At 61.4% G+C, this 25,363-nt stretch carries 26 protein-coding genes; 8 read left to right on the top strand and 18 right to left on the bottom strand.

Going from position 1 to position 25,363, the window contains the following annotated elements:
* The first annotated feature begins 121 nt into the window (after positions 1-121).
* The 3 genes from PQR54_RS18920 to PQR54_RS18910 all read left to right on the top strand — a co-directional run bounded on the left by PQR54_RS18920 (position 122) and on the right by PQR54_RS18910 (position 3,455).
* Entirely contained in the window at positions 122-1,162 is a 1,041-nt protein-coding gene (locus PQR54_RS18920) for a porin (protein ID WP_408248293.1), read from the top strand.
* A gap of 19 nt (positions 1,163-1,181) precedes the next feature.
* Positions 1,182-2,999, top strand: coding sequence for an LVIVD repeat-containing protein (locus PQR54_RS18915; protein ID WP_408248291.1), 1,818 nt, complete (start codon positions 1,182-1,184; stop codon positions 2,997-2,999).
* 120 nt (positions 3,000-3,119) lie between these two features.
* The gene (locus PQR54_RS18910; protein ID WP_408248289.1) at positions 3,120-3,455 is read left to right on the top strand and encodes a c-type cytochrome; all 336 of its coding nucleotides are present in this window, start codon (positions 3,120-3,122) and stop codon (positions 3,453-3,455) included.
* A 20-nt stretch (positions 3,456-3,475) separates the two neighbouring features.
* On the opposite strand, the gene PQR54_RS18905 is transcribed toward PQR54_RS18910, so the two are convergent.
* The 14 genes from PQR54_RS18905 to PQR54_RS18840 form a co-directional block, all read right to left on the bottom strand.
* Entirely contained in the window at positions 3,476-5,230 is a 1,755-nt protein-coding gene (locus tag PQR54_RS18905) for a ShlB/FhaC/HecB family hemolysin secretion/activation protein (RefSeq protein WP_408248288.1), read from the bottom strand.
* Positions 5,231-6,231: 1,001 nt separating this feature from the next.
* A complete protein-coding gene (imm45, locus tag PQR54_RS18900; RefSeq protein WP_408248286.1) occupies positions 6,232-6,558 on the bottom strand; it encodes an Imm45 family immunity protein in 327 nt (108 codons plus the stop codon).
* Entirely contained in the window at positions 6,555-6,722 is a 168-nt protein-coding gene (locus PQR54_RS18895; protein ID WP_408248681.1) for a colicin E3/pyocin S6 family cytotoxin, read from the bottom strand. Before PQR54_RS18895 ends, imm45 begins: the two co-directional genes overlap by 4 nt.
* A 320-nt stretch (positions 6,723-7,042) precedes the next feature.
* Positions 7,043-8,443: an amino acid permease gene (locus PQR54_RS18890; RefSeq protein WP_408248284.1), complete on the bottom strand. Its 1,401-nt coding sequence runs from the start codon at positions 8,441-8,443 to the stop codon at positions 7,043-7,045.
* Positions 8,444-8,558: 115 nt separating this feature from the next.
* Positions 8,559-9,788 carry a kynureninase gene (gene kynU / locus PQR54_RS18885; protein ID WP_408248282.1) on the bottom strand — a complete coding sequence of 410 codons (1,230 nt, stop codon included), beginning with the start codon at positions 9,786-9,788 and terminating at the stop codon, positions 8,559-8,561.
* 67 nt (positions 9,789-9,855) lie between these two features.
* Entirely contained in the window at positions 9,856-10,878 is a 1,023-nt protein-coding gene (locus tag PQR54_RS18880; RefSeq protein WP_408248280.1) for an amidohydrolase family protein, read from the bottom strand.
* Between the two features lie 15 nt (positions 10,879-10,893).
* Entirely contained in the window at positions 10,894-11,418 is a 525-nt protein-coding gene (locus tag PQR54_RS18875; RefSeq protein ID WP_408248278.1) for a 3-hydroxyanthranilate 3,4-dioxygenase, read from the bottom strand.
* A 29-nt stretch (positions 11,419-11,447) separates the two neighbouring features.
* A complete protein-coding gene (locus tag PQR54_RS18870; protein WP_408248276.1) occupies positions 11,448-11,879 on the bottom strand; it encodes a RidA family protein in 432 nt (143 codons plus the stop codon).
* Entirely contained in the window at positions 11,876-12,649 is a 774-nt protein-coding gene (locus PQR54_RS18865; RefSeq protein WP_408248274.1) for a 2-keto-4-pentenoate hydratase, read from the bottom strand. The genes PQR54_RS18870 and PQR54_RS18865 overlap by 4 nt, the downstream gene beginning before the upstream one ends.
* Entirely contained in the window at positions 12,646-13,689 is a 1,044-nt protein-coding gene (dmpG, locus tag PQR54_RS18860) for a 4-hydroxy-2-oxovalerate aldolase (protein ID WP_408248272.1), read from the bottom strand. The genes PQR54_RS18865 and dmpG overlap by 4 nt, the downstream gene beginning before the upstream one ends.
* Positions 13,690-13,702: 13 nt before the next feature.
* A complete protein-coding gene (locus PQR54_RS18855; RefSeq protein ID WP_408248270.1) occupies positions 13,703-14,647 on the bottom strand; it encodes an acetaldehyde dehydrogenase (acetylating) in 945 nt (314 codons plus the stop codon).
* An 11-nt stretch (positions 14,648-14,658) separates the two neighbouring features.
* Positions 14,659-15,480, bottom strand: a complete 822-nt coding sequence (locus tag PQR54_RS18850; protein ID WP_408248269.1) for a 2-keto-4-pentenoate hydratase — start codon at positions 15,478-15,480, stop codon at positions 14,659-14,661.
* The gene (locus PQR54_RS18845; protein WP_408248267.1) at positions 15,477-16,967 is read right to left on the bottom strand and encodes a 2-hydroxymuconic semialdehyde dehydrogenase; all 1,491 of its coding nucleotides are present in this window, start codon (positions 16,965-16,967) and stop codon (positions 15,477-15,479) included. The genes PQR54_RS18850 and PQR54_RS18845 overlap by 4 nt, the downstream gene beginning before the upstream one ends.
* A gap of 109 nt (positions 16,968-17,076) precedes the next feature.
* A complete protein-coding gene (locus tag PQR54_RS18840) occupies positions 17,077-18,054 on the bottom strand; it encodes a LysR substrate-binding domain-containing protein (protein WP_408248265.1) in 978 nt (325 codons plus the stop codon).
* A 203-nt stretch (positions 18,055-18,257) separates the two neighbouring features.
* Between PQR54_RS18840 and PQR54_RS18835 the strand changes: the two genes are divergently transcribed.
* Complete coding sequence (locus tag PQR54_RS18835) at positions 18,258-18,419, top strand: DUF1328 domain-containing protein (RefSeq protein WP_007182451.1); 162 nt, start codon at positions 18,258-18,260, stop codon at positions 18,417-18,419.
* Positions 18,420-18,628: 209 nt separating this feature from the next.
* On the opposite strand, the gene PQR54_RS18830 is transcribed toward PQR54_RS18835, so the two are convergent.
* Together PQR54_RS18830 and PQR54_RS18825 are read right to left on the bottom strand one after the other, a co-directional pair.
* Positions 18,629-19,258, bottom strand: a complete 630-nt coding sequence (locus PQR54_RS18830; protein WP_408248263.1) for a GNAT family N-acetyltransferase — start codon at positions 19,256-19,258, stop codon at positions 18,629-18,631.
* 104 nt (positions 19,259-19,362) lie between these two features.
* On the bottom strand, positions 19,363-20,268 hold the full coding sequence (locus tag PQR54_RS18825) for a LysR substrate-binding domain-containing protein (protein ID WP_408248261.1): 906 nt from the start codon (positions 20,266-20,268) through the stop codon (positions 19,363-19,365).
* Positions 20,269-20,375: 107 nt separating this feature from the next.
* Here PQR54_RS18825 and PQR54_RS18820 point away from each other — a divergent pair, with 107 nt between their 5' ends.
* Complete coding sequence (locus PQR54_RS18820; protein WP_408248259.1) at positions 20,376-21,266, top strand: EamA family transporter; 891 nt, start codon at positions 20,376-20,378, stop codon at positions 21,264-21,266.
* 55 nt (positions 21,267-21,321) lie between these two features.
* Here PQR54_RS18820 and rfbC read toward each other — a convergent pair whose 3' ends face one another.
* Entirely contained in the window at positions 21,322-21,873 is a 552-nt protein-coding gene (gene rfbC, locus PQR54_RS18815; protein WP_408248679.1) for a dTDP-4-dehydrorhamnose 3,5-epimerase, read from the bottom strand.
* 111 nt (positions 21,874-21,984) lie between these two features.
* Complete coding sequence (locus PQR54_RS18810) at positions 21,985-22,980, bottom strand: GlxA family transcriptional regulator (RefSeq protein ID WP_106312152.1); 996 nt, start codon at positions 22,978-22,980, stop codon at positions 21,985-21,987.
* 126 nt (positions 22,981-23,106) lie between these two features.
* On the opposite strand from PQR54_RS18810, the gene PQR54_RS18805 reads away from it, so the two are divergent.
* The 3 genes from PQR54_RS18805 to PQR54_RS18795 all read left to right on the top strand — a co-directional run bounded on the left by PQR54_RS18805 (position 23,107) and on the right by PQR54_RS18795 (position 25,359).
* Positions 23,107-23,328, top strand: coding sequence for a hypothetical protein (locus PQR54_RS18805; RefSeq protein ID WP_408248257.1), 222 nt, complete (start codon positions 23,107-23,109; stop codon positions 23,326-23,328).
* Positions 23,329-23,735: 407 nt separating this feature from the next.
* Entirely contained in the window at positions 23,736-24,110 is a 375-nt protein-coding gene (locus tag PQR54_RS18800; RefSeq protein WP_408248255.1) for a hypothetical protein, read from the top strand.
* Positions 24,111-24,435: 325 nt separating this feature from the next.
* Positions 24,436-25,359 carry a LysR family transcriptional regulator gene (locus PQR54_RS18795; protein WP_408248253.1) on the top strand — a complete coding sequence of 308 codons (924 nt, stop codon included), beginning with the start codon at positions 24,436-24,438 and terminating at the stop codon, positions 25,357-25,359.
* Positions 25,360-25,363: the final 4 nt, after the last annotated feature.

Raw genomic sequence — 25,363 nt, 5'->3', positions numbered from 1 at the left:
CGTGGGTATAATTTTTACTAGTTTGTGTATACACGAACAAAAAGACCGTAACCGCGGCTGTCGAGCGCGCCGACAGCACTCTTCACAACACGAAAAGAACGACGATTAGTTTGGAGATGGAATGAAAAAGAAGACTCTCGTGTCAGGCGCCTTGATGCTCGCATGTGCCGGGGCACATGCTCAGTCGAGCGTCTGGCTGTCCGGCTATGTCGACCTGAACCTCGAACATCTGATTTCTTCCGGTTCCGGCGGCAACGTGACGCGCATGTCGAGCGGCGGCCTGAACAACTCGCGCTTCAACCTGAGCGGCGTCGAAGACCTGGGCGGCGGCAACAAGGCCGTCTTCACCATCGAGCCGATGTTCTCCGCGAACACCGGCGTGCAGTCCGCGCAATTTCGCCAGTCGTTCGTCGGCCTGAAAGGCAACTGGGGTGAAATCACGATGGGCCGCCAGTTCACGCCCTCGTACTGGATAGCGGGTTACGCCGATCCGAGCTGGGCCGCGGACTTCAGTATGGTCAACAACATGGAGTTCTTTTACGCGTCGTACCGCGTGGACAACGCGATCCAGTACAAGACGCCGACCTTCTACGGCTTCATTGGGCGGATCATGGCGACCACCGGCGTGGGCGACAGCACGCGCGCGGGACGCTTCCTCAGCACCAGCATCGACTACCGGCACGGGCCGATCTTTATCGGTGCGGTCAGCGAGTTGCAGTACACGCGGGACATCTTCAGGTCCTCGCAGATTCACTCTTCACGTGATAACTATTTCTCCGCCGTCTACAAGTTCGGCGGCTTCGAGCCGACGCTGATCTATCACACGTACAACGGCTATTACGCGTATCCGCCCTATGTCGCGTTCAATTCGCAGGGTTGGGATGCGCAGATCGGCGCACGCTGGAATATCGACGGACGCAACCGTGTGTATCTCAGCGTGGTGCATCGCCACGACGACAACAACACCAGCATTTCCAGCGCCACCGGCGGCGTGATCGGCTACATCTACGGTTTGTCGAAACGGACCGACCTGTATGCCACTTTCGCGCACGTCAAACATCAGCACGACGTGCCCGTGCCTTATCCGGTGACGTTCCAGGTTTATCCGAACGGTGGACAGAATCCGAGCGGCTTCCAGTTCGGTATTCGCCACGCGTTCTAATATAAAAAGGAGGAAGCCCATGCTTCGCACAAGCAATCTGAAATCATCTCTCGCAACAGGCGCAATGCTGGCGTTCATGTCGGCCGCGGCTTGCGCAAGCGGCGAAGCTGCTCAACCCGCTGCGGCTGCGGCTTCTGGCGCGACGGCGGCCGCGGTGACGCCGGCGTCGGGCGCACAGGTGACGCCCGGCACGCCGAATGTCAAGGATCCCTATCTGGCCGCGTGGCTGCGTCTGACGCCCGATCGCCGACCCGCTCCGCTCAAGCCCGGCGTCGATTACGGCATGGATCCGGCAACCGGGCAGTTCGTGTGGCCGAAGGCGACGCCCGAGGTGCATCAAGGCCAGCACTTCCCCGGCGAGATGACCACGTGGGACAAAAAGAGCTATGCAAAGGACGTGAAGGTGCTGGCCTTCTATCCGCTCGTCGATTCGCCCTTCCACGCCTGGAACAATATCGCCGACTTCGACGGACACCGGTACCTCTACATTCATGATCGCGACTATCTGCGCATCATGGACGTCACCGATCCGGCCAACGGCAAAGTGGTGTTTTCCCAGGGCGGCACGTGGGGACCCAAAGGACCGACCGAACACTTCGATCCGAACAATGTGCATGACTACCTGGGCGGCGCCACCATCGTGTGGAGCAAGAAGCTCGGCAAGCCGGTGCTGGTCGCGTCGTTCGAAATTGGCCGCTACGGTCTGCTGACCGACAAGAGTGAGCAACCGGACAAGGTCGAGGCGCAGCGTCACTACAACTCGCTCAAGGGTTTCAAGGTCTTCGAAATGGACGGCCCGCTGCCGAGCCAATGGAAGTTGATCGCGACGCGCACGACCGACTACAAGCATCCCGATGCGCCGATCGGTCAGCAACAGGGTTCGGGTTCGCTCGATGCGCCGGAATACTACGGTGGCAAGTACATGATCCTGTCCGCCGCGCCGGACGACAGCTATGGCTTGACCGAGTACCCGAACTATCTGTATTCGCCGGGCTATCAGGTGTGGGACATGTCCGACCCCGCCGATCCGAAGTTCGTCTCGCAGATCTCGGTGCCGGGACAGATTCTCGGCAATGAGGCGCACGAACAGGCGTATCTGACGAATCCGCGCGCGGGCAACCGCACGTCGTGGATGGGTTCGCGTATTCCTATCTTCCTGCCGAAGCCGCTGGAACAAGGTGGCAAGATCGGCTTCGGCGCGATGGGCGGGCTGGGACTTTATTCCTTCGATCTGTCGAATCCAGCCAGGCCGAAGGTGCTCGGCAACGTGAACACGGCGCCGAGTTTCGCGGGCACCGAATACGACAACGCCGATGTCAGTCAATACGAGCGCACCGGTTACGTGCTGACGAGCGGCTATCCGATGAACCGTGACTGCTACGAGCCGTACAAAGACATCTTTGTCGTGGATGCACGCGATCCTTCGCATCTGAAGGTTGCGGCGAAGCTGCCGCAGCCGACGCCGCCCGAAGGCGCGCCGTTCACCAGTTTCTGCCAGCGTGGCGGCAACTTCGGTCCGAAGCGGTCGAACGCCACCGGGCAGCCCGGGGGCTCGCGGCAAGGCGTGATTCCGTATTCGTTCTATAACGCCGGTGTGCAGATTTTCGATGTGCGCGATCCGGCCAAGCCGACTATTGCCGGGTATTTCGTGCCGGCGCTGGCTGATGAGAGTGAGTTGCCGAGTTATACCTTGGGCAAGGGTGTGCTGGCGATTTATACGGAGTACGACCGGAACATCATCTGGGCTTTTACGGAGAACGGGGCTTATGCGTTGTCGACGCCGTTGCTCGGCAAGCCTGTGATCGGTGTGCCGGCCAAGCCATGGCCGGCGCGGTGAGCTGGTTCTTCATGTTTCTGCGTTGATAAGTCTTTTGGTGAGCGCTTTGCCCTGCCGGCGGTTTTCGTCGGCGGGGTTTTTTAGGTTTCTGGTTTTTGCGGTTGCTATGGAGGTGTGGGTGTGAATTTACGTATTCTGGTTGCTGCCTGGTTATGTTTGATTTGCGGGAGTACTTTTGCGGCGGCGCCTGCTGGTGGTATTACTACAGCTGGCTCTATTTCTGCCAGCGAGCAGACTTGCCGCGCTTGTCATTCCATGGATACGACCAAAGTCGGTCCGCCTTTTCGGGCTATCTCCGAACGGTATCGCGGGGATCCCGATGCTGTCGCCAAGTTGAAGAAGAGCATGCTCGAAGGGAGTTCGGGGAAGTGGAATACCGGTGCGCAGATGCCGCCTAATGCTATTTCTGTTGAGGAGGCTGAGCGGTTTGCCAAGTGGATTTTGGGGGTTCGGTAGACCGTGTCCAATGCTTTCGCCTAGAACTGTGCGGTCATCTGAAACCCGACCGTCACGCGAGCGGTTGGGAATCCCGCCGGTTTATAGATTGGCGTCCCGGCAAACAGGTCATACGAAACGCCGACAAACCGCGACGGAACACCACCGCGTATGCCGATCACCGCACCCGCCAGTTGAGTGCCCGCCAGAAACGCCGTATTCGGCCCGAAAACGCGTCCGTAATCCGCTCCTGCATACAGGGCCTGTCCGGTCTGCCCGAGCGGCACCTGTAGTTCATTGCGCCAGTAGAATCCGCGTTCCGCCGCAAGCATTGTCTCGCCGTCGAAGCCGCGAACCGTATAGCGGCTGCCGATCGTCATGTCGTCCAGATAGAACAGTGTGTTGCTGGTGAACTGCCCGTGAACCGTTGCCACATACCGGAAGTTTTGTGTCGCGACGGCGAACGGAACCGAGAGGTTCGCATCGAGTACGCCCATGTGGAAGCGGTACGTCGGGCCGTTCGCGTAAGGGTCTGCCGTTGCACCCATGCCACCGATACCTTGACGGTACGCGAGTGTGCCGTCGAACTGTGCGGCGCCAAAGTAATGCCGGTCGGTCACACCCAATTCCAGGAACGTGTTGTTGCGATGTTGCTGCGGTATGTCGGTGTCGTCGATGAAACTGGCACCGAAGCGCTTCGATAGCTGCACGTAGCCGCCGAGCACGTCACGCTGACTGCGCGTGATGACTCGCGCGAGACGCAGCGCCGCTGTCTGCGAGTTGCCACTCGAGACAAACGTCTGGTTCACGCCCGCGAGGTTCTGGTAGTACGTATTCGTGCTACCCGACAGTGTCGCCGTCCAGTAGCCCCAGGGGATTGAATACGAGCCGTTGAAGCCGTGCGAACCAAGCGACTTGTTGCCGAACGACAGATCCTGATTCGCGCCCACAGTGAATACGTCGTTTAGGCCGAGCGGGTTGTCGACGCCGATGCTCACATTGCCTTGCCATTTGCCCGTCGCGTCCGCGCCCGAGTTATCGACCGATGCGACGAAACGCCAGGGCTTCGAACGCTTCACGGTTAGCACGACATCGCTTTCGCCGGGCGTGTCGGTGGGCTCGATTTTCATGTCCACATCCTGACTGCTGACGCGTTTCATCTGTTCCAGACCCTGCTCGAGCGCGCGAAGGTTCAGCATGTCGCCGTCGCGCGATGGGAACGCGGATTTCCATGTGCCGCGTGTGGATGGGTCGGCGTAGCGCAGGTTGCGAATGACGCCTGGCACGAGCGCGAATTTAAGCGCGCCCGTTGACAGATTCTGTTCGGGTAATAGCACGCGCGTGGTGATATAGCCGTCACTCAAGATCGCCTGCTGCAAGCCTTTCGTGAGCATGTCGAGTCCGGTCTTGCCGACGCATTGCCCGCGGTAGTAGTCGAGCCATTCGCGCGCAAATGCGAAGCGGTCGAGCGGTCGTTCTGATGCGCCCTGACTGCGTACTGCGTCAGGAAGGTTGGATGGCACTTCGAGCGTAAACGAGTCGATGCGGAAGCATGGTTTTTCTGCCGGCAGGTCGGGTTGGCCTTTCATGCTCGGCACTTCCGAGCGCACTGTGGGCGCCTGCACGGTTGCGTCACGTTGTTGTGCTGCGCGTTGTTGCTGGATCTGCTGGCTCTGTTCGGCGTTGGCGCGTGCGGCGGCGGCTTCGTCGGCCGGCGTTGGTGCGTGCTGCGCGTTCGATGCGAGGGAGACCAGGGCTGTGAGCGGCAGAGCCGCCAGCCTCTTGCTGAGTTTCATCGTGAATAATTTTTGATTTCGATTTATATGCCGTGCGGTGGCGGATTTGTTGCCGAACGGCACCCAAAATAGCCCGCCATGATTGCCGCAATGCCTGCACGTGCCGCACAATCCAGGGCATTCCCGCCGCGCAAGCCGGCAATCAATCCGCATTGACCAAGCGGATTTTTCCTACCCAACGACCACTTGCAAAAGGGTTTCGCCTGACGATCTAAGCCTGCGATTGTTTGCCCGACGTGGGTTTTAGCCTAATACGCGAGTCTGCCAGTAACGCATTCGGTCTTTGTAAAAGACTGTCACGGTTGCAGGCATCATCCTCCCGCCAGGGTTTGACGGGCTCCCGAAGGAAGACGGCAAACCCGGCGGAACTGGGCCGTGGCATTGCGCCCAGCCCTCGCACCCGCCGCAGCCTGTGCAGCCGTTCCGATGCTGCCGCCATCCTGACTCGCGACGAGCCCAAGCCCGTGCAACGCAATTCGGTTTGCTCCGCCCTCATCCCACAGCAGAAGACTACTATTTAAGGTTGCTCAAACGTGTGATGCACTTGTTTCAGCTATTCTGAATAGCTGATCCCTTTCGAGCATGGAAATAACAACCCAGCAGTTGTTCAAGCACCGCAAATCTCTGACGAATCATGGCTTTGTTAGTATGTTTAAATGGCCGAATGCCAATTTTCTCCGACCTCCGTACGCCTCCGGCCGCAGGCCGCAGGCCGCTGGATTATCTTTACCATCGGCCACAGGCCCGCACTTGCTGATACTGCCCACAACCGAACGCAACGGCGTCGATGGGCGCTACCGCGTAACGCTAAATCATCTGCACACGAGCCGTTATCCGCCCGTCACGCACATGCCGGTCTGCGCGCCGAAGTACGCGTCCCACTCCGGCGTGTCGAGTTCCATACCCGCGAGCACACGATCATCTTCCGTCTTCACCAGGCGCTCCAGCATGTCCCGTTTCGTTACGCCGTAACGGCGCGCGAGCCGCGGCCGGGTCTGTTGTTATTCGATCTCTAACGCATTTAGTGGCTCGTGAACTTCAACTTCGTGGACATCACCATCTGGCCAAACCCAAAGCTGCCAGTTGTCGATTAGCCATCGAGTCGACACATGATAGGGTGAGGTTTCCTTTGGAAACACAACATAGCAGTTGATCCCAGCCTTATAACCACTGATCGTTATTAGGCCGAGTCGATCTGACTTATCAGGGGCCTCGCAGACCATCATTACTACGTGACTTTCGAATGGCTGCCCCGCAGCGAAACGAAGCAATGTGCCTCGCTTCATTTCCGGGTCGGCGCTCTCAATCAGCTTTTTCCAGGTCATCATTTCAATTTAAGGTCGTGTCGTCCCGACGTATCCGCGGGTTTGGTGGGTTGCAAATCAAGCATACTCACTTCTCCCATATGTGCGCCGGTTTTTCCGTTGACTTGCTCGAGGCGCCCATGCTGCGAATCAACAGCATATAAGGTTCCATCCTCTGCCCGATACACATCCCGGCCATTTATGCGACTGAGCTGCGAGTCCTTGGTCCAGCCATTGTCAGTAGCAACAGTTCTACCGAAGGACACGCTCCGGATGCGTCAAATATCGTCAAGGTTCGCGCCGGCACGACGCTTGACCCAAAATCAGTCTTGTCTGATTGCGCGGCAACAATGCTCAAGCGGAAAAATGCGCGCGGGGAGCGCGCAAAAGACACATGATCTGCGTTAGATGCGGGAATATTTTGATCTGCATGACAAGCACTCGGCCGCGCGTTTACGGAAAGACCGTCTTTGCAGCCGGACGGACTCACGTCGCAGGATTCAAGCGTTCATACAAGCTCGGCCGCCGCACTCTCAACTGCTCGCTTGCGATACCAGACGAAATAAACGACCAGCAAGCAAACAATAAACGGTACGCCAATCACGAGCGTCATTCGGAACTCCCTGGTGAACCAGGTGGTAACCAGTGCGCTCACCATCAACCCGGCTCCGAGCGCGGAAGTCCCCGGATAGCCCCACATCCTGAACGCCAACGGCGTGCCCTGATGCCGATGACGAAAGAAGAAGTGCGTCACAAAGATCATCAGCCAGGTAAACATCGCACCGAACATGGAAACCGACATCATCAACACAAACGAAGCGTCCGGATAAACCACGTTCAACACGGTAGCCAGCGCGATCCCGATCGTCGATAACCACAGCGCGGCCACAGGTACACCTTTACCGTTCAATGCGCCCAACTTTCGCGGCGCATACCCGGCCCGCGACAAGCTGAACATCATCCGCGTCGTGATATAGAGCTGGCTGTTCATCGCCGACAACGCCGCGACCAGAATCACGAAGTTGATGACGCCAGCCGCACCCGGCACGTGAGTAGCGGCCATCACCCGCACGAACGGACTCTCGTCCGTACCGGCCGCATTCCACGGCACGATCGCCAGCATGAGCGCCAAGGTCAGCAGATAGAAGAACACCAGGCGGAACATCGTCGCGCGAAAAGCCCGCGTGATCGCCTTCTGTGGATCGCGCGCCTCACCCGCCGCGACCGCGATCATCTCGATGCTCAGATAACTGAAAATCGACACGATCACTGCCACCCACATACCCCATACGCCCTTCGGAAAGAAGCCGCCGTGCGACGTGTAGTTGGCAAAGCCGATCGTCGAATCCGCTGGTGCGCCGAACACCACATACGCGCCGAGCAGAATGAAGCCGACGATCGCGACGATCTTCAGCATCGAAAATACATACTCCACCGCGCCGAACACTTTCACGCCGACCGAATTGATGCCGATCAGCGCCGCTGAAAATCCGACGATCCAATACCAGCCAGGCACGGCGGGAAACCAGTACTTCATATAAACCGCAATTGCCGTCACCTCGGTGCCGACCGCGAATACGATCGACGACCAATACGCGTAGCGCACCAGAAAGCCCGCCCACGGCGCGATATAGTGCTCGGCATACGCGCCGAACGAACCCGAAGTAGGATGCGCGACGGTCATCTCCGCGAGACATCCCATCAGCAGCAATGCGATCAGCGCGCCGATTGCATAACTGACCAGCACGCTCGGCCCGGCAAACCCGATCGCAAATCCACTGCCGAGAAAAAGCCCGGTGCCGATCGCGCCGCCAATCGCGATCATCGACAACTGCCCGGTCGACAATCCGCGCTGCAACCCCTTCTCACGTTCGACAATCGTGTCGAAGCCTCGCTGCTCTTGCGTCATCTTTTGTCTCCTCCTGGATGCGCTTGCGTGTGGACACAAGCGCCGGTGCCGCGCTGTCGTGCGCCTTCGCTATTCGAAGCGCGGCGTATGCTTCACCATCAATTCTGCAAACGCTTCACGTGACCGACTTGCGCGCCTTGAACTCATCGGTATTCCATGCATCGGTCGCGATGATGTCCTGAAGTTGCGCGATCGTGTCCCAGACATCCACGTAGCGCACATAGAGCGGCGCGAAACCGAAGCGCAAAATGTCCGGAGCGCGAAAGTCGCCGATCACATTGCGTGCGATCAGCGCCTGCATGATCGCGTAGCCTTGCGCGTGAGCGAGGGAAACCTGACTGCCCCGCTTTTCGGCGTCGCGCGGCGAAGCCAGCGTGCAACCCAGGCCCGTCAGTTCCTGATCGGTCAATTCGATAAACAGGTTGCCAAGCGCCACGCTCTTGTCGCGCAGCACGTCGAGATCGACACCGTCGAAAGCCTCCAGCGCGCTCTCCAGTGCGACCACGCCGAGTTGCGGCGCGGTGCCCGTCAACATCCGTTCGATGCCAGGGTGCGGCGCATAGTCATGCGTGAATTCGAACGGTTTGGAATGCCCATGCCAGCCAGTCAACGGTTGGCGAACAGCCTCGATATGGCGCGACGCAACGAACACGAAAGCCGGCGCGCCAGGACCGCCGTTCAGATACTTATAGCCACATCCGACCGCAAAGTCGGCCTCGCAACGATTCAGATTCACCGGCATGGCGCCCGCCGAATGACACAGGTCCCACACGATCAACGCACCGGCCTCATGCGCCTGACGCGTGACCGCTTCCATGTCGTAGCGTTTGCCGGTTTTGTAATTGACGTGCGTGAGCGACACGATTGCCACGTTGTGGTCGATAGCCGCAACGATCTCATCGGGATCGACGCAGCGCAGTTCGCAACCGGTCATCTCCGCGACGCTCGATGCGATATACACGTCAGTTGGAAAGTTGGTGCGTTCGGCCAGAATCACATTGCGGCCGGGACGCATGCGCGTAGCCGCCACCAGCACCTTGAACAGATTCACCGAGGTCGAATCGGCGACGATCACTTCGTCCCGACCCGCGCCGATCAGCGTGGCGATCTTGTTGCCGGTGCGCTGCGGCGCCGGATACCAGTCGGCGTCGTTCCATGAACGGATCAGACCGTGCGCCCATTCCTGCTTCAATGCCTGTTCGATGCGCGCGGGCACATTGGCGGGCATCGCGCCCAGCGAGTTGCCGTCGAGGTAAATCGTGTCGGCGGGCAGATCGAAGCGCGCGCGGCAATGGGCCAAGGTGTCGGCAGCGTCGAGCGCGGCGCAGTGTTCCCGGGTAATCATCTGGCTATTTTCCTGTTATTTCTTATTGCAATGACAAACGCCGTGACGCGTTGCCGGAGTCCTGTTTTTAAACCGTGTGCGCGACGTTCACCGGCAGGCCGAAGAATCGCTGCGCGTTAGTGCCGAGGATCCTGGCCTTGGCCGTCTCGCTCAGTTGAGGATGATGTGCGACGAGGTCGCCGATCTTCTGTTCGCCGAGCGGGAACGGATAGTCGGAACCGAGCAGCACATGGTCCTCGCCCATCGTTTCGACGAGCAGGCGCAACGCGCCTTCGTCGAACACGGCGCTATCCACGTGAAAGCGCTCGAGGTACGACACCGGTGGATTGGGACAATCTTCACGCACGATGTCGCGCTGCTCCCACGCGTTCTGCACACGGCCAAGCAGAAACGCGAAGCTGCCGCCACCATGCGCAAAGCACAACTTGAGCGACTTCGGAATCCGCTCGAACGCGCCCGACAGAATCAGCGACACCATGCTCAGTTGCGTTTCCGCCGGCATCGCGACGAGCCACGGCAGCATCCATTTCTTCATGCGGCCGTCGGTCATCATGTCCCACGGATGCACGAGCACCGGAATGCCTTCGTTCGCGCAGTGCGTGAGGAAGGTCACGAGATGTTCATCGTCGAGATCGCGCGGGCCGAGGTGATTGCCGATCTGCACGCCGCGATGGCCGGCGCGATGCGCGCGCGTCGCTTCACGGCAAGCCAGTTCGACGTCCTGCAGCGGCACCTGAGCGAGCGCCATCAGGCGCTGCGGCGCGTGTGCGCAGAGTTCGAGCGCGTGGTCGTTCATGCGCGCGGCCCAATCGTGCGCGGCGACCGCTTCATAGCCATAGCCGAACATCACGGGCGTCGCGCACATCAATTGAATGTCGACGCCGAGTGCGTCCATTTCGGCAATCCGCGCCGCCGGATCCCACAGCGCGCGATACACCGGGCGAAAGCCCTTCTCGCCGGTCATGATCATGCCGCGTTCGCCGTCCGCGTCGATCCGCAGCCACGGCGCGTGTTGCGCGTCGAGACGTGCGGCCTCTTCCCGCGCGATCGGCGGAAAGAAGTGGGAATGCATGTCGATTCGAAGTGTCATTGTGATTCTGTTGGTTTAGACGGCCTTGCCGGGGTGGACATGACCGCAATGCCCGCAACGTCGTTTTTCCTCCGACGCATAGAACGCGTTGAAGAGCGGCGGCAGATCGCTGACGATGCTCTTCAATTGCACTTCGACGCGATACACGAGATGCCCGCAAGCGTCGCAGTACCACTCGAAGCCATCCACGAGGCCCGCCGGCCGTTGCCGTTCGATCACGAGGCAAACGCTGCCGGCCTCGGGCCGCTGCGGCGAATGGCGCACATGCGGCGGCAGCAGAAACACGTCGCCTTCTTTCAGATCGACGCGTTCACGCTTGCCGTCTATCCACAGATGCAGATACGCATTGCCGCGCAACTGATAGAAGAATTCCTCGAGCGGATCGTCGTGATAGTCGGTGCGATGATTCGGGCCACCCACCACCGTGACGATGAAATCGCTGTCCCGCCACACCTGTTGATTGCCGACCGGCGGCTTCAGCAAGTGTGCGTGATCGTCGATCCAGCGCTGGAAATTGAACGGTTTGCCGTATGTGAGCATGGCTGTCTCTTTATCGTGTTTGCGCGTGTCTATTTTTGCGGCGCGTACGCAATCGCCTTCATCTCGATCAATAGATGCGGATGAGGCAACTGATGCACGGCGACCGTGGTGCGCGTCGGACCGGTTTCGTCGAAGTACTCGCCGTACACGGTGTTGTAGCCGCCGAAGTCGTTCATGTTGACGAGGAACGACGAGATTTCGACGAGGTTGGACAGGTCCGCGCCTTCACTCTGCAGAATATCGCGAATGTTCTCGATCACCACGCGCGTTTGCTCGCGAATGTCGAGTTGCACGGTGCCGAGTTCGTCAGCGGACGCGCCCGCAATCGAATTGTCGGGACGGCGCGAACTCGTGCCGGAGACGAACAGGAAGTCGCCCGCTCGCGTCACATGAGGAAAACGGCCGCGCGGTTTGGCTTTGCCGGGCACGATGCGCCCTTGAATGGTCGAGTCGTTGGTCATGACAGTCGATAGGTGGTGAATTCAGTGCTGCCGAGCCCATTGACGGCGCAATGCACGTGCGCATTCGTGGGCAACGGATGAGCGGCGGTCGCGGCGCCCGCCATGATCAGCGAACCGGCCGGCAACGCCAGGCCGCTTTGGGTAAGCAGGCGCGAAGCCTGCACGATCGAACGCAGCGGGTCGCCGAGAATCGCCGCGGTCGAACCGGCCTGAACCAGCCGGCCGTCGATGCGCATCGTCACGCCCGCATTGCGCAGGCCGTCGAACTTCCGCGTCCACGGTCCGATCACGAGGCCCGCCGACGAGCAGTTATCGGCAACCACGTCCTCGAGCGTGAACCTGAAATCGCGGTAGCGCGAATCGATGATCTCCATTGCCGGGGCCACTGCTTCCAGATAACGCGAGGCTTCGAGCAGCGTCAACGGACGATCGATCTCGCGGCTCGTCAGAAAGCAGACTTCAGGTTCCACGCGCGGATGAATGAAACGATCGAGCGCGACGCGCCCGCCGTCTTCGTCAAGCATCGCGTCGGTGAGCCAGCCCCAGATCAGGCTATCGACACCCATCTGTATCATCTTCGCGCGGCTCGTAAAACCGAGCTTCACGCCGACCATGCTCTCGCCGCGATGAATGCGCCGCTCGATCGACGCGCGCTGGATCACGTAGGCGTCGTCGAGCGAAAAAGGCGCGGCCGCGGTGATCTGCGCAATCGGCTCGGCGTGGCGGGCCGCGTCATCGAGACGTGCGGCGATACCGTCGAGGTCGATCATGCGGCCTCCTTATTCGCCAGCTCGCGTGCCTTGAGCATGTCCAGCGCGACGTCGACGATCATGTCTTCCTGCCCGCCCACCATGCGGCGCTTGCCCAGCTCGACCATGATGTCGAACGCGGACAGACCGTATTTCGCCGCGGCCGCTTCAGTGTGGCGCAAGAAGCTCGAATACACGCCGGCGTAACCGAGCGCGAGCGTTTCGCGATCCACGCGCACCGGCCGTTCCTGCAACGGGCGCACGATATCTTCCGCGGCATCGATCAGTTGCTTCACATCGCAACCGTGCTTCAGCTTCATGCGATCCACCGCGGCAATAAACACTTCAAGCGGCGCATTGCCTGCGCCCGCGCCCATGCCGGTGAGCGACGCATCGATACGATCGCAGCCGTGCTGGAGCGCGACGATGGAATTTGCCACGCCCAGCGAGAGATTGTGATGCGCGTGCATGCCGGTTTGCGTTGCCGGATCGAGTACGGCTTTGAACGCGTCGAACCGCTCGGCGACGTCGCGCATGTTCAGCGCGCCGCCCGAATCGACCACATACACGCATTGCGCGCCGTAGCTTTCCATCAGCTTGGCCTGCTTCGCCAATGCGTCGGGCGATGTCATATGCGACATCATCAGAAAGCCGACCGTGTCCATGCCGAGCGAGCGCGCGTACTCGATGTGCTGCTTCGAGATGTCCGCTTCCGTGCAGTGCGTGGCGATCCGCACGACGCGCGCACCGGCGTCGTAGGCCGCGCGCAGATCGTGGACGGTGCCGATGCCCGGCAGCAACAGCGTCGCCACTTGCGCACGCTTCACCGTCGCCGCTACGGCTTCGATCCATTCGAGGTCGGTATGCGCGCCGAATCCGTAATTGAAGCTGGAGCCCGCGAGTCCATCACCGTGCGCGACTTCGATACTGTCGACGCCCGCTTCATCGAGCGCTTGCGCTATCGCAACCGCGCTTTGCAAAGAGTACTGATGGCGGATCGCGTGCATGCCGTCGCGCAACGTCACGTCGGACACGTAGATTTTTTTGGTGATACCGGTCATTGCGTCGTTCCTCTCACGCTGCCACGCGGCTCGCCGCGATCTGCTCGGCGGCGGCCAGCGCGGCCGATGTCATGATGTCCAGATTTCCCGCATACGAAGGCAGATAGTGCGCGGCGCCCTCCACTTCGAGGAACACGCTCACTTTCAAACCCGCGCGGCGCTCGTTTGCATGCAAGGCGAGCGGATCCGCGGCCGTGTAGCGGTCGAACTGCACGGCTTGCTTCAACCGATAGCCCGGCACATAACTAGCAACTGCCGCGACCATCGCGTGAATGGAGCTTTCGATTTCATCGGTATCGGCGTCTTCTTCGGTCAGACAGTAGACGGTGTCGCGCATCATCAACGGCGGCTCGGCCGGGTTCAACACGATGATCGCCTTGCCGCGCGTGGCGCCGCCAACGGTTTCAATCGCCTTCGAGGTCGTTTCGGTGAACTCGTCGATATTGGCGCGCGTGCCCGGCCCCGCCGAACGGCTGGCGATCGAGGCGACGATTTCCGCGTACCGCACCGGCGCAACGCGTGAGACCGCGTGCACGATCGGGATCGTCGCCTGGCCGCCGCATGTCACCATGTTCAGGTTCGGCGCGTCGAGATGCGCGAACAGATTCACGACCGGCACGACGAACGGCCCGATCGCGGCAGGCGTCAGATCGATCACGGTCACGCCGTGTTCGCGCAGCACGGCCGCATGCCGGTGATGCGCGCCCGCCGAGGTTGCATCGAACGCGATGCGGATCGCGCCGAAATTCGGCATCGCGACGAGGCCTTCGATGCCGTTCGCAGTGGTCGCCACACCGAGCCGTTCGGCGCGCGCGAGACCGTCCGAAGCCGGGTCGATGCCCACCATCGCGCCCATTTCGAGGTGCTTTGCGTGGCGCAACACCTTAATCATCAGATCGGTGCCGATGTTGCCGGAGCCGATGATGGCTACAGCCTGCTTGTCCTGTTTGTCGTACATGGCGCTCCCGGTCACGACGTGGATTCAGAGTGATGAGCGAAGCTCGCGCTCACGGAGCCGAGTCCTTCGATGTGGGCGGTAAAGACGTCGCCGGCCTGCACGGCCGCCATCGGTCCGAGCGCGCCCGTCAGCACGATGTCGCCGGCCTTGAGCGGGGCACCGACACGCGTCATCGTGTTGGCAAGCCACACTGCCGCGTAAAGCGGATTGCCGAGGCATGCCGCACCCACGCCCACACTCACCTGATCGCCGCGGCGCTCCATTGCCATGCCGCAGTTAACGACGTCGAACGCGTCGAGCTTGACGGGCCGGTTGCCGAGCACGAAGAGGCCACTGGATGCGTTATCGGCCACCGTGTCGGTCAGGCGGATATCCCAGTTGGCGATGCGGCTGCCGACAATTTCGATCGCGGGCAACGCGTAAGCCGTCGCGCCGATCAGGTCGGCGATCGTGTGGCGTTCGTGCGGCAAATCGCGCGCGAGCACCAGCGCGATCTCCGCCTCCACCTTGGGCTGTTGCGTGCGCGACAGCGCGATCTCCTCGCCGTCGGCAATCGACATGTCGTCGAACAGCATGCCGAAGTCCGGTTGATCGACGCAGAGTTGCGTCTGCACGGCCTTCGACGTGAGGCCGATCTTGCGGCCCACCAGCCGGCGGCCGGCAGCCAACTGGCGCTCGGTATTCACGCGCTGCACCGCGTAGGCCGCGTCGAGCGCATCGCCGCCGAGGTCCGCGATCGCGGCGCGAACCGGCGCGACAGGCACGCCGTTCCGTTGCGCCTGCCACAGTGCGTCGGCGATTTGTTGCACGGCGTTCGAGTCGAATCCGCTCATGCGATCCTCACGCAAATGTTGGTCAGTTCCGAATAGAAGTCGAGCGAGTGACGTCCACCTTCGCGGCCGATGCCCGACAGCTTCGCGCCGCCGAACGGCGTACGCAGATCGCGCACGAACCACGCATTGACCCATACGATGCCGGTTTCGATCTGCCGCGCCACGCGGTGTCCGCGTGCGAGCTGCGTGGTCCAGATGCTCGCGGCGAGACCGTAAGCGCTGTCGTTCACGCGGCCGATCACTTCGTCTTCCGTGTCGAACGGCGCAATGTGGCACACAGGTCCGAAGATTTCTTCCTTGACGCAGCGGGCGTCGTCGGCGAGACCGGTCCAGATGGTCGGCATCACGAATGCGCCCTGATCACGCGCGTCGCCGAATTGCGGCACGCGGCCGCCCGTTACGACGGTGGCGCCCTCTTCGACCGCGAGGCGGAAATACGACAGCACCTTCTCGCGATGGCCGCGCGAAATCAGCGGCCCCATCGTCGTCTCGGGATCGTGCGGCGCGCCTACGCGTAATGCTTCGGTCTTCTCTTTCAATGCGGCGACGAAGCGCTCGAAGATCGGCCGCTCCACGTACACACGTTCACTGCACAGACACACTTGCCCCGCATTCGTGAAGCTCGACTTCAGCACGCCCGCCACCGCCGCGTCGAAGTCCGCATCGGCGAAAACGACCGCCGCATTCTTGCCGCCGAGTTCGAACGAGATTTCCTTCACGCCATCGGCGACGGTCTTCATGATCGTGCTGCCGGTGCGAGATTCGCCGGTAAAGGTAATCGCGCTGATGTCCGGATGACGCGTGAGAAACTCGCCGGCCGCATTCGGACCGTGACCGTGAACAAGATTGAACACACCGGGCGGCAAGCCGATGTCGTGCATGACTTCAGCCAGCAGCGTGGCCGAACTGGGCGTCTCTTCCGAAGGCTTGGCGACGACGCAATTGCCCATGGCGAGCGCCGGCGCGACCTTCCACGTGAACAGCAGCAAGGGCAGATTCCACGGCGAGATGATGCCGATCACGCCGAGCGGCTTGCGCGTCACATAGTTGATCAGCTCGCTGCCGTCGGCCGCGTGCGTTTCGAAGAACTCGCTATTCGCGGTGCGGATCAGATCGCCAAACATGCGGAAGTTGGCGATGCCGCGCGCGATATCGAGCTTGCGGGCCTGCTCGACGGGACGGCCGGTGTCGGCAACTTCGGCGGCGACGAACTCGTCGAAGCGCGCCTGAATACCGTCGGCGATCTTGTGCAGCCAGTCGGCGCGTTGCGCCGGCGTGGTATTGCGCCAGCCGGCGCGCTGCGCGGCGGCCGCGGCGCGCACGGCGGCGTCGACCGTGGCGGCGTCGGCCTCGCAAACTTGTGCAAGCACGCTGCCGTCGACCGGGCTGAGATTAGGGAACGTGGTCGCGGTCGCGATGAATTCGCCGTCGACGTAATGGCGAAGTAACGGTTGAGCGCGCTGCGCGGCGGCCGGGGTGAAGGTCACAACGTCTCCTGCTCGATTGAAGTATTGGCAGGAGTCTACGGTTGGCGCCTCACGCGGCGGTAATCAAAGATTGAGCGCTGGATATGCTAAAGCGGAATACCAGAGTTCCTCATGCGGGCACATCGAGTTCAGGCGCGGCCACCTTGACCGCCTCGCGCAGACACTCGACAAACGCCTGGCACGCCGCGCTCTGCTCCTTGTGCGAGCGCACCGAAAAACCGACCGTGCCGAACGCGCCGCTCTCGGGCAAATCGAGAATCCGCAGCAAGCCCGCCTCGGCGAACTGCTGCGCAGCGACGCGTGGCATCAGCGCGATCCTCGGCGTATCGAGCAGCAAGCCGATATTCGTCAGCAGCGAGAGCGACTCCACGATATCCGTGGGAAGCGGTAAGCCCGCCGCGCGAAACAGATGTTCCGCCGAGAGCCGCGCAGGCGAGTCGGGCGTCGGCAGAATCCACGGCGAGCCGGCCAGCTCGGCCAGATGCGTCACGCCCGCCGGGGCGGGACCATAGCCTTTGCCGACCACCACGCACAGCGATTCGTCGAAGAGCGCCTCGTGCGTCAGCGGAAAAGCGCTGGCGATCGGCAACTCGCGTTCAGGCAGCCGTCCCACTACGATATCCAGGTCGCCGGTGGCGAGCGCCGGAAACAGATGCGCCGTGGTGCCTTCGCGCACTGTCACGAGAACGTTCGGTGTGCGCGCCTTCAGCATGGCAATCGCAGCGGGCAACAGCCGCGCCGATGCCGAGATGAGCGTGCCGACGATCACATGTCCGCTGGTGCCGAGCCTGAAATCGTTGAGCTCGTCGGTCATATAGCGCAACTCCGCCATCAGCGACTTGACGCGCCGCCCGAGCAGCAGCCCCAGTTCCGTGGGCACGACGCCGCGATTCGAGCGCGCGAACAAGGCGCCGTCGAAACAGGATTCGAGTTCATGGATGACTTTGGTGACGGCCGGTTGCGTGAGGCGCATTTCGTTGGCTGCGCGCACCACCGAGCGCGTTTCCAGTACGCGCTCGAAGATCATGAGCTGATTGAGCTTCAGCTTGCGGATCAGGGAAATCTCGCTGAGCGGATTGGCTTGCATGGCGGGCTGTGCGGAAATCGACGATCCGCGATGGTAACAGCAGAGAAGCAGCGGGCCGATCAGGGGCTCCCCTTGGTGCGCCAAGGTCTGGGCACATCTATTGCTCTATTCCGCTCGCCGGCAAATAACCCGTCAAAGCACGCAGTGCCCACAACGAGTCGCCGTTTTCCATTTAATCCAGCAATCCATCGGTGGGAGGCCCCATGCTTCGATACGCTGCAATCTTCTTCATCATCGCGATCATCGCCGCGGTATTCGGCTTTGGCGGCATAGCCGCAGGCGCGACGGAAATCGCCAAGGTCCTGTTCTTCATCTTCGTGGTGATCTTCCTCGTCACCTTGCTGATGGGCGTGATGCGACGCTGATGAACTAGTTGACTGTTTAGGTTGAAGCACACCTGCCCCGGCGCGAAAACGGCACTCCGTTGCAATACTTGCCGTACCGTATTGCAATTGTTGCTGACCGCGCCGGGGTTTTCAGTTCAGGCCAGACCTGCATCCAGAGGTTTTCTTCCACGCATTGCACTGCAGCACTTCTCCGTCTTCGTTATCGCTTCGTTGCCGCTTCCTTGTCTTCACGCCGCGCGCGCAATCGGCGCACGCACACTCAATCGATGCGACCAGTTAGCGAGCGTACGCGTCGCCACCGGCGGCTTGCTCAAGATCGCGCTGTCATAACCCTTGCCGTCGAAGCGTACGAAATCGACGATACGAAACCCCTGTCCACGATAAAACGCGATCAGATGCGCGGCCGGTTGCGGCGTATCGAGTGCAAGCTCCGCATAACCGCGCGTAGCGGCCCAATGGTCGGCGAAGGCAATCAGCAACGTACCGATACCGCGCGCCTGCCAGACCGGCTCGACCGCGAACTGGCGCAAGCTGGCGATATCGTCGCGCCGGTATAGCTCACATGCCGATTCACGATCCGTCGCGTAGAGAGTCATCGTGCCGACGATGCGCCCGTCGCACACCGCGACATAACAATCGCCGCGCGTTGCGCGCAGGCGTGTCGTCTCGACGGTCTGATCCACGCACGTGCAATTGAGGCCCATCGCGCCGAGCGGCGCGAAGGCCCGATGCAACAACGCCGTCAGTGCGACGAACGAATCGCGCGCCGGATCGAAGCGGCGCAATTCGACACGGCCCACGCCGTGACACACGTAGTCGATACGAACGGATTGTTGCTTCGTTGCACGTCGCTTCACGTTGAGCACCTCGCGGTATCAAGATGCCCGAAGTGTAGATTTCGCGTGGACGCGTCTCAAGAAAAAATGTCGTAAAAACTCACATGGGAGCTGCCGACGATGCATTAGGCCAGGGCCGCGGCAAGCTGCGGGTCGCCTTCGCGCAAACCGAGATGCAGCTCCTCGCAGAGAAACGTTTGCAAGGTTTGCACAGCAGCCGCCTGCGCGCCGGAAACCTCGCCCATGAAGAGACCGAAGTCCGCAGTGGGCGCATCGGGCAAACCATCGGCCTGGCCGAGCACGCGCATCGACTCCGAACGGATGTTGCCGTCGAGCAGCACGGACACGCCGAGCCCCGCTTCAACCGCGGATTGCACGGCCGGCAGACTGGTACTGGTGCACACGATGCGCCACGCGATTCCCGCGCGGCGCAACGCCGTCAACACCTGCTGCTGCCACAGGCACGCGTCGCCGAATGCCACCACCGGTAACGCCGCCTGCGTGTCGCGACTGAAGCCGCGCGCGCCGACCCAGAAGAGCGGCTGCTTCCACGTGAGATGCGGAGCTGCGTCGACCAGCGCGGGATCGCCGACCACCACGTCGAGGCTGCCATCCGCGAGCCGGTTCGATAACGCCGCACTGCTGTCGACGACGATCTCCAGCGCCACTTGAGGATAAGCGATCGAAAAGCGCCGCAACGCCCGTGGCAACCGGCCGACCGCAATGTCCTCCAGCATGCCGAGCCGCACGGTGCCGGACACCTGCCCCGCGCTCAACGCGCGGCGCGCATCGGCGCCCGCGCCGAGTATCGTGTGGGCATAGGGCAGTAGCAGATGTCCCGCTTCGGTGAGCTGCACGCCGCGCGGCGAGCGGTCGAGCAAACGCTGCCCGAGTTCGTCTTCGAGCCGGCGCAATTGCATGCTAACCGCGGCCTGGGTGCGCGCGAGGCGCGTCGCCGCCACGCCCACCGCGCCCGTCTCCGCCACGGTGACGAAGGCGCGCAACAGGCTGCTGTCGAGATCTCGGGTCATAAGGGTTCTTGAAGTCGGCATAAGAAATATCAACTTATCTTAATACCGCCAGCACCGATAAGATAGCGATGACGAATTCCGATCGACCGCCAACTCACCAGACGACCATGCAGGACGCCACTCTCCAACCTGCGCTGAATCCCGCGCAAACCAGCGTGAAACCCGCCCGCAGCGCTGCCGGCGCGGCATTGCTGTGCGTGCTGTCGATGTCGTGCGTGCAGTTCGGCGCCGCACTTTCCGCGCCGACGATGGCCACGTACGGTTCACTCAGCACCACCTGGCTGCGCCTGTGCTGGGCGGCATTGGTGCTCGCCTTGCTGGTGCGCCCGCGCCTTCTGAGTTACTCGCGCGCTCATTGGACTGCCGCGGGTGTGCTCGGCGCCGCAATGGCGGGCATGACACTGTGCTTTTTCGCGGCGCTTCAGCGCATTCCGTTGGGACTCGCCGTCGCGATCGACTTTCTTGGGCCGCTCGCCGTGGCGACCTTCGCGGTGCGTCGCGCCCGCGCATTGCTCTGGCCCGTGCTGGCGATCGCCGGCGTGATCCTGCTGTCGCGCGATCGGGCCGGTTGGATCGGTGAACCGCTCGGCGTGCTGCTCGCCTGCGGCGCGGCGCTCGGATGGGGCAGCTATATCGTGTTGATGAAGAAGACCGGCACCCTGTTCGCGGGACTCGAGGGGCTGTCCGTGTCGCTGATCGCGGCGGCGCTCGTGGCCACGCCATTCGGATTGGCGCAAAGCGGTCTGCATGTCGCGGCGGGCCAGGTCGCGGCGACGGCGGGCCTCGCGCTATTGGTCCCGCTGCTGCCGTACGCGCTGGAAATGGTGGCGTTGCGGCACATGCCGGCCGCCTCATTCGGAATCCTGATGAGCGTCGAGCCGGCGATCGGCGCGTTGGCCGGCTTCGTCGTACTGCATCAGCCGATGGGGATTTTGCAAATCATGGGCACGCTGCTGGTGGTGACCGCAAGCGTCGGCGCCGTGATGGTGGCGCGCTGAAAATCCGCGGCACGATTCGCACGCACCTCGGCGCGCGCCGGACCGTGCGCCTGGCTCAGGCGATGTTTTCCGCTTCGTAAAGACGCCGGCCCCCGGCATCCTTCGCGCCAAGGGTGGGCTCGAAATCGATCGGCCACTCGATGCCGATGTCGGGATCCCGCCACAAAATGCAGCGCTCCAGTTCGGGAAACCAGTATTCGGTGGTTTTCCACAAACACTCGGCGACGTTGGACAGCACCACAAAGCCGTGCGCGAAGCCCGGCGGCGCCCAGATCTGCCGGTAATTCGCCGCGCTCAGATGCGCCCCGCACCACTTGCCGAAATTCGGCGAATTGAGCCGCACGTCCACGGCGACGGCGAACACTTCGCCCACTACGACCCGCATGAGCCGGCCCTGAGGGCGTTGCACCTGATAGTGCAAGCCGCGCAATACGCCACGCACCGCGCGTGAATGCCGGTCCTGCACCAATTGAAAAGCTTGCGAGACGTCGTCGATAAACTCGTCCGCGCTAAAGCTCTCGAAGCAGAAGCCGAACTCGTCGCAAAACACCTCGGGCTCGATGAGTTTCACCTCCGGCAATGCCGTTGCGATCACCTTGTTGCCCATTGCTGCTGCGCCCGTAAGAAACCTGACCGGCGAAAACGCGGCCGCCACGACGGAGGACGCGTCCACGTGTCGTAAGGCACCCCGCCGCCGGCTCGGGCACCTGCATGATTGTTATGCCTCGCTCGCCACGCGGCTGCGCGCGCGATATTCGGTTGGAGACAGCGCCATGCGCTTGCGGAAAATCTTCGCGAGACGATCGCCGTTGCCCGTACCGCTGCGCCGGGCGATCTTGTCGACCGGCAGTTCGGTCTCGGTCAGGAAGTTGCAGGCAATGCGCAGGCGAACCTGCAACAGATAGTCCGACGGCGTGACCTGCATTTCATGCTTGAAACGCCGCAGGAAATTGCGCTCGCTCATCGCCGCGACCTGCGCGGCGTCGGCCACCGAAACCGGACGGTCGCAATTGGCCTCCATCCAGCGAGCTGCAGCGCGGATCTTCTCGGCCACGCTGAGCGTGCCGCCTTCTGCCGGCAGCGGCACCCACGTAGCAGCCATGCCGGGCATCACACGGTCGGCGACGCTGCGGGCCAGCTCGGCACCGAGATCGCGTTTGATGAACATGAGCGCGCTGCGGGCGCAGTCATTACGGTCGTTGGACGCGTTGAGCGCGGACTCACCCGTAACACTGCTGAGATAGCGGTTCACCTGCGGTCCGTCGCTATCCGTCGGGCCGGCCGCTTCCAGCACGAGCCGCCCTTCACCGATCGTTTCGATCGCACGTGTGCGCGATTGCACCGAGCGCAGCCAGCCAAGCACCCGCTCGTCGCGCGCGGCCACATGCGCGCCGTAGCCGCCCGCGATGAACAGCACGTCGAAACCGCTGGCAAAGCGCGCGTCGATACGGTCAGTCCAGATGCGCGCGGAAGAGGAACTGGCGACGCTGCCGCCGTCCATGGAAAGGAATTGCACTTCGTAAGGCTGCTCTTCACCGGCGCGCGAACCCGAGAGTTCGTTCGCGGTCTGGAACATTTCCACCACCGTGCCTGGGCCGAGCAGCCAGAAGCCGTCGAACAGCAACACGCCGATGCGCCGCGTTGCACTACGCACATTCAGCGTGGGCGTATGTAACCAGGTGATCCTCGCAGTATCAAGGTGCATGTGCGGCATGATATTTCCCCAAACTGTCGTACATTGTGGACCCCGATCGCCGTTAGCGGCCGGTATGAGCGGAATGATTATTGCCAGCTGAAATCGCGGCACGCCACTTAACGGATTAAGCGTGATGGTAACGGAATGGATCGCTATAGTAAATTTGAAAAACAATTTACATCGAGAAACAGAATGTATGAAGAAAACCGTTATCTCGCGTTTGATATGAGAACAAACGGTTGCGTGCGCGCCACAGCAAATGATACCGGCGCGATTTCGCCTCTTTACCGCGAAGCGGCTACCAGCCTGCCTCTTCAGGCATCGACAGGTGGCATCCAGACGCGTCGGACGGCAGCCGATTTGTGACCTGCGTATGGCGAAGCAACATCCAAAAGTGTTTCAAACCTGAACTGCGAACCTCTCAGATAATGACCATTCAATAGCGGTTTTATTCGCAAATTGGGAATTTACCGAGTGCCCGATGCAATCAACCTCAATTTAACGAAGCAGTCTGCATTAAATCTTTCCAAACGCATTTCTCGAAGGTCTGAAAACGTTTCTATATTGAAACATTGGCGGATTTATACGTATGAACATTTAGTCGTTGCAGCGCACAATCAACGCAAACATCAGAGGATTGAATGCCGGTTGCGAGAAGTGCAACAGGCGCGTTTCTTAAACAAAGTTTCATCCATGGATCGTGCTCTTTAAGGATTCGCGAGGCGCGGCAGCGACATAATTTGTGCATCGTGATAGCCCCAAGGAGCCAGCACATGTCGCGCCCCATGAGCATCGAGAGAGTCAACGAATATGGTCAGCACGCGGTTCGTATCGCCATCGACGATAGCGCCGTGTTGCTCGAGGTGGCCGATCTGGACGCCGTGATCGAACACCTCAGCGCGCTGCGCGCCGGTATGCGCCCGGAGGTGCCCAAGGAGCCGCTGCGCACCCACCAGTACGTGATCGAGATCGACCCGTGCTGGCATGCGGAAAAGCATCCGCTGCACGATGGCGCCGTGCTGTTCCTGCGTCACTCCGGTCTCGGCTGGGCCGGTTTCGCACTGCCCACCGCAAGCCTCGCCAAACTGCACCGCGCGCTTACGCAGCAGCTCGAAGCCTCGCTGGAAGTGCATGGCATGCTCAACTGAAACACCGGCACGCGCGCTTGTTGCGTTTCACGCAGGACTGCGTTTCAGATCACACGCGCAACGCGCCAGGCAACGCACCTATACTTCAACCGCCGCGTAGCTGCGGTTACTTTCATTCAAGTCTCTTTCGCAAGCGCGGCTTTGGCCGCGCTCTTTTTTTGTCTATTGCTTAGCGTTGCTGATGGTTCGTCTGGAAACGGCAGGCAGTCCGCGCATACAGTTCATGAACATTGCACAAAATTAAAAAAGACTTAATGCACCTAGCAGCGCGGATTTATCCGTCATCGCCGATGATGCACCCATCGCACTTCTCTACTGTTCCAACATGAACCAGCTACAAGCGATGCGTGTCTTCACACGAGTAGTCGATCTCGCCAGCTTCAATCTCGCGGCGAGACAGTTAGGCATGTCCGCGGCCGCGGTTACGCGCAGCGTCGGCACGCTCGAAGCGCATCTGAACATGCGCCTCCTGAACCGCACCACGCGCAGTCTTTCGCTGACGGACGTGGGCCGCGAATATCTTGACGGCTGCCGCGCGATCATCGAAAAGCTCGACGAAATGGAATCGAATCTGCTGGAGACCACACGCGACCCGCAGGGCACGTTACGGATCGCCACGCCCATGACCTTCGCCACCGCGGGTCTGGGCGCACTGCTGGCCGCCTACCGCACGCTGCATCCGCGTGTGGACTTCGACGTGACGACGTTCGACACGCACATCGACCTCGTGGAAGGAGGCTTCGACGTGTGCTTCTGCGACGACCGGCGCCTCGCCAATTCCACGCTGGTGAGCCGCACGCTCACCAGCGTCGATGAACTCACGGTTGCGTCGCCGACCTATCTGGCACGCAACGGCACGCCGCGCGATCCCGCCGCCCTGAACCGCCATGGCCTGCTGACGGTGTCGGACGGTTCATCGCGCGCCTGGGAGTTCGCGGACGCCGACGGCATCTATCGCGTCAATACCGGCAGCGCGCTCACCGCGACCAGCAGCGCGATGGTGCGCGTGGCCGCGCTCAACCATATGGGCATTGCCTTGCTGCCCATGCCGATCATCGCGGACGATCTCGCGCGCGGCACGCTGCTCCCCGTGCTCGAACAGTTCGAGATCAACGGCGGCCCGCGTCAGGTGTCAATCCTGTACTCCGGCCGCAATTACCTGTCGATGCGCGTGCGCAGCTTCATCGACTTCGCGGTCAGCCAGTATCGCGCGCCGGACCGGCCGGTTGCACTGCGCGCGGTTGCGTGAAGCG

The sequence above is a fragment of the Paraburkholderia phytofirmans genome (assembly GCF_046028095.1).
GTDB classification, from domain to species: domain Bacteria; phylum Pseudomonadota; class Gammaproteobacteria; order Burkholderiales; family Burkholderiaceae; genus Paraburkholderia; species Paraburkholderia phytofirmans_A.
Note: the sequence above shows the minus strand (reverse complement) of the source record. Positions and strands in the feature narration are given on the sequence as shown.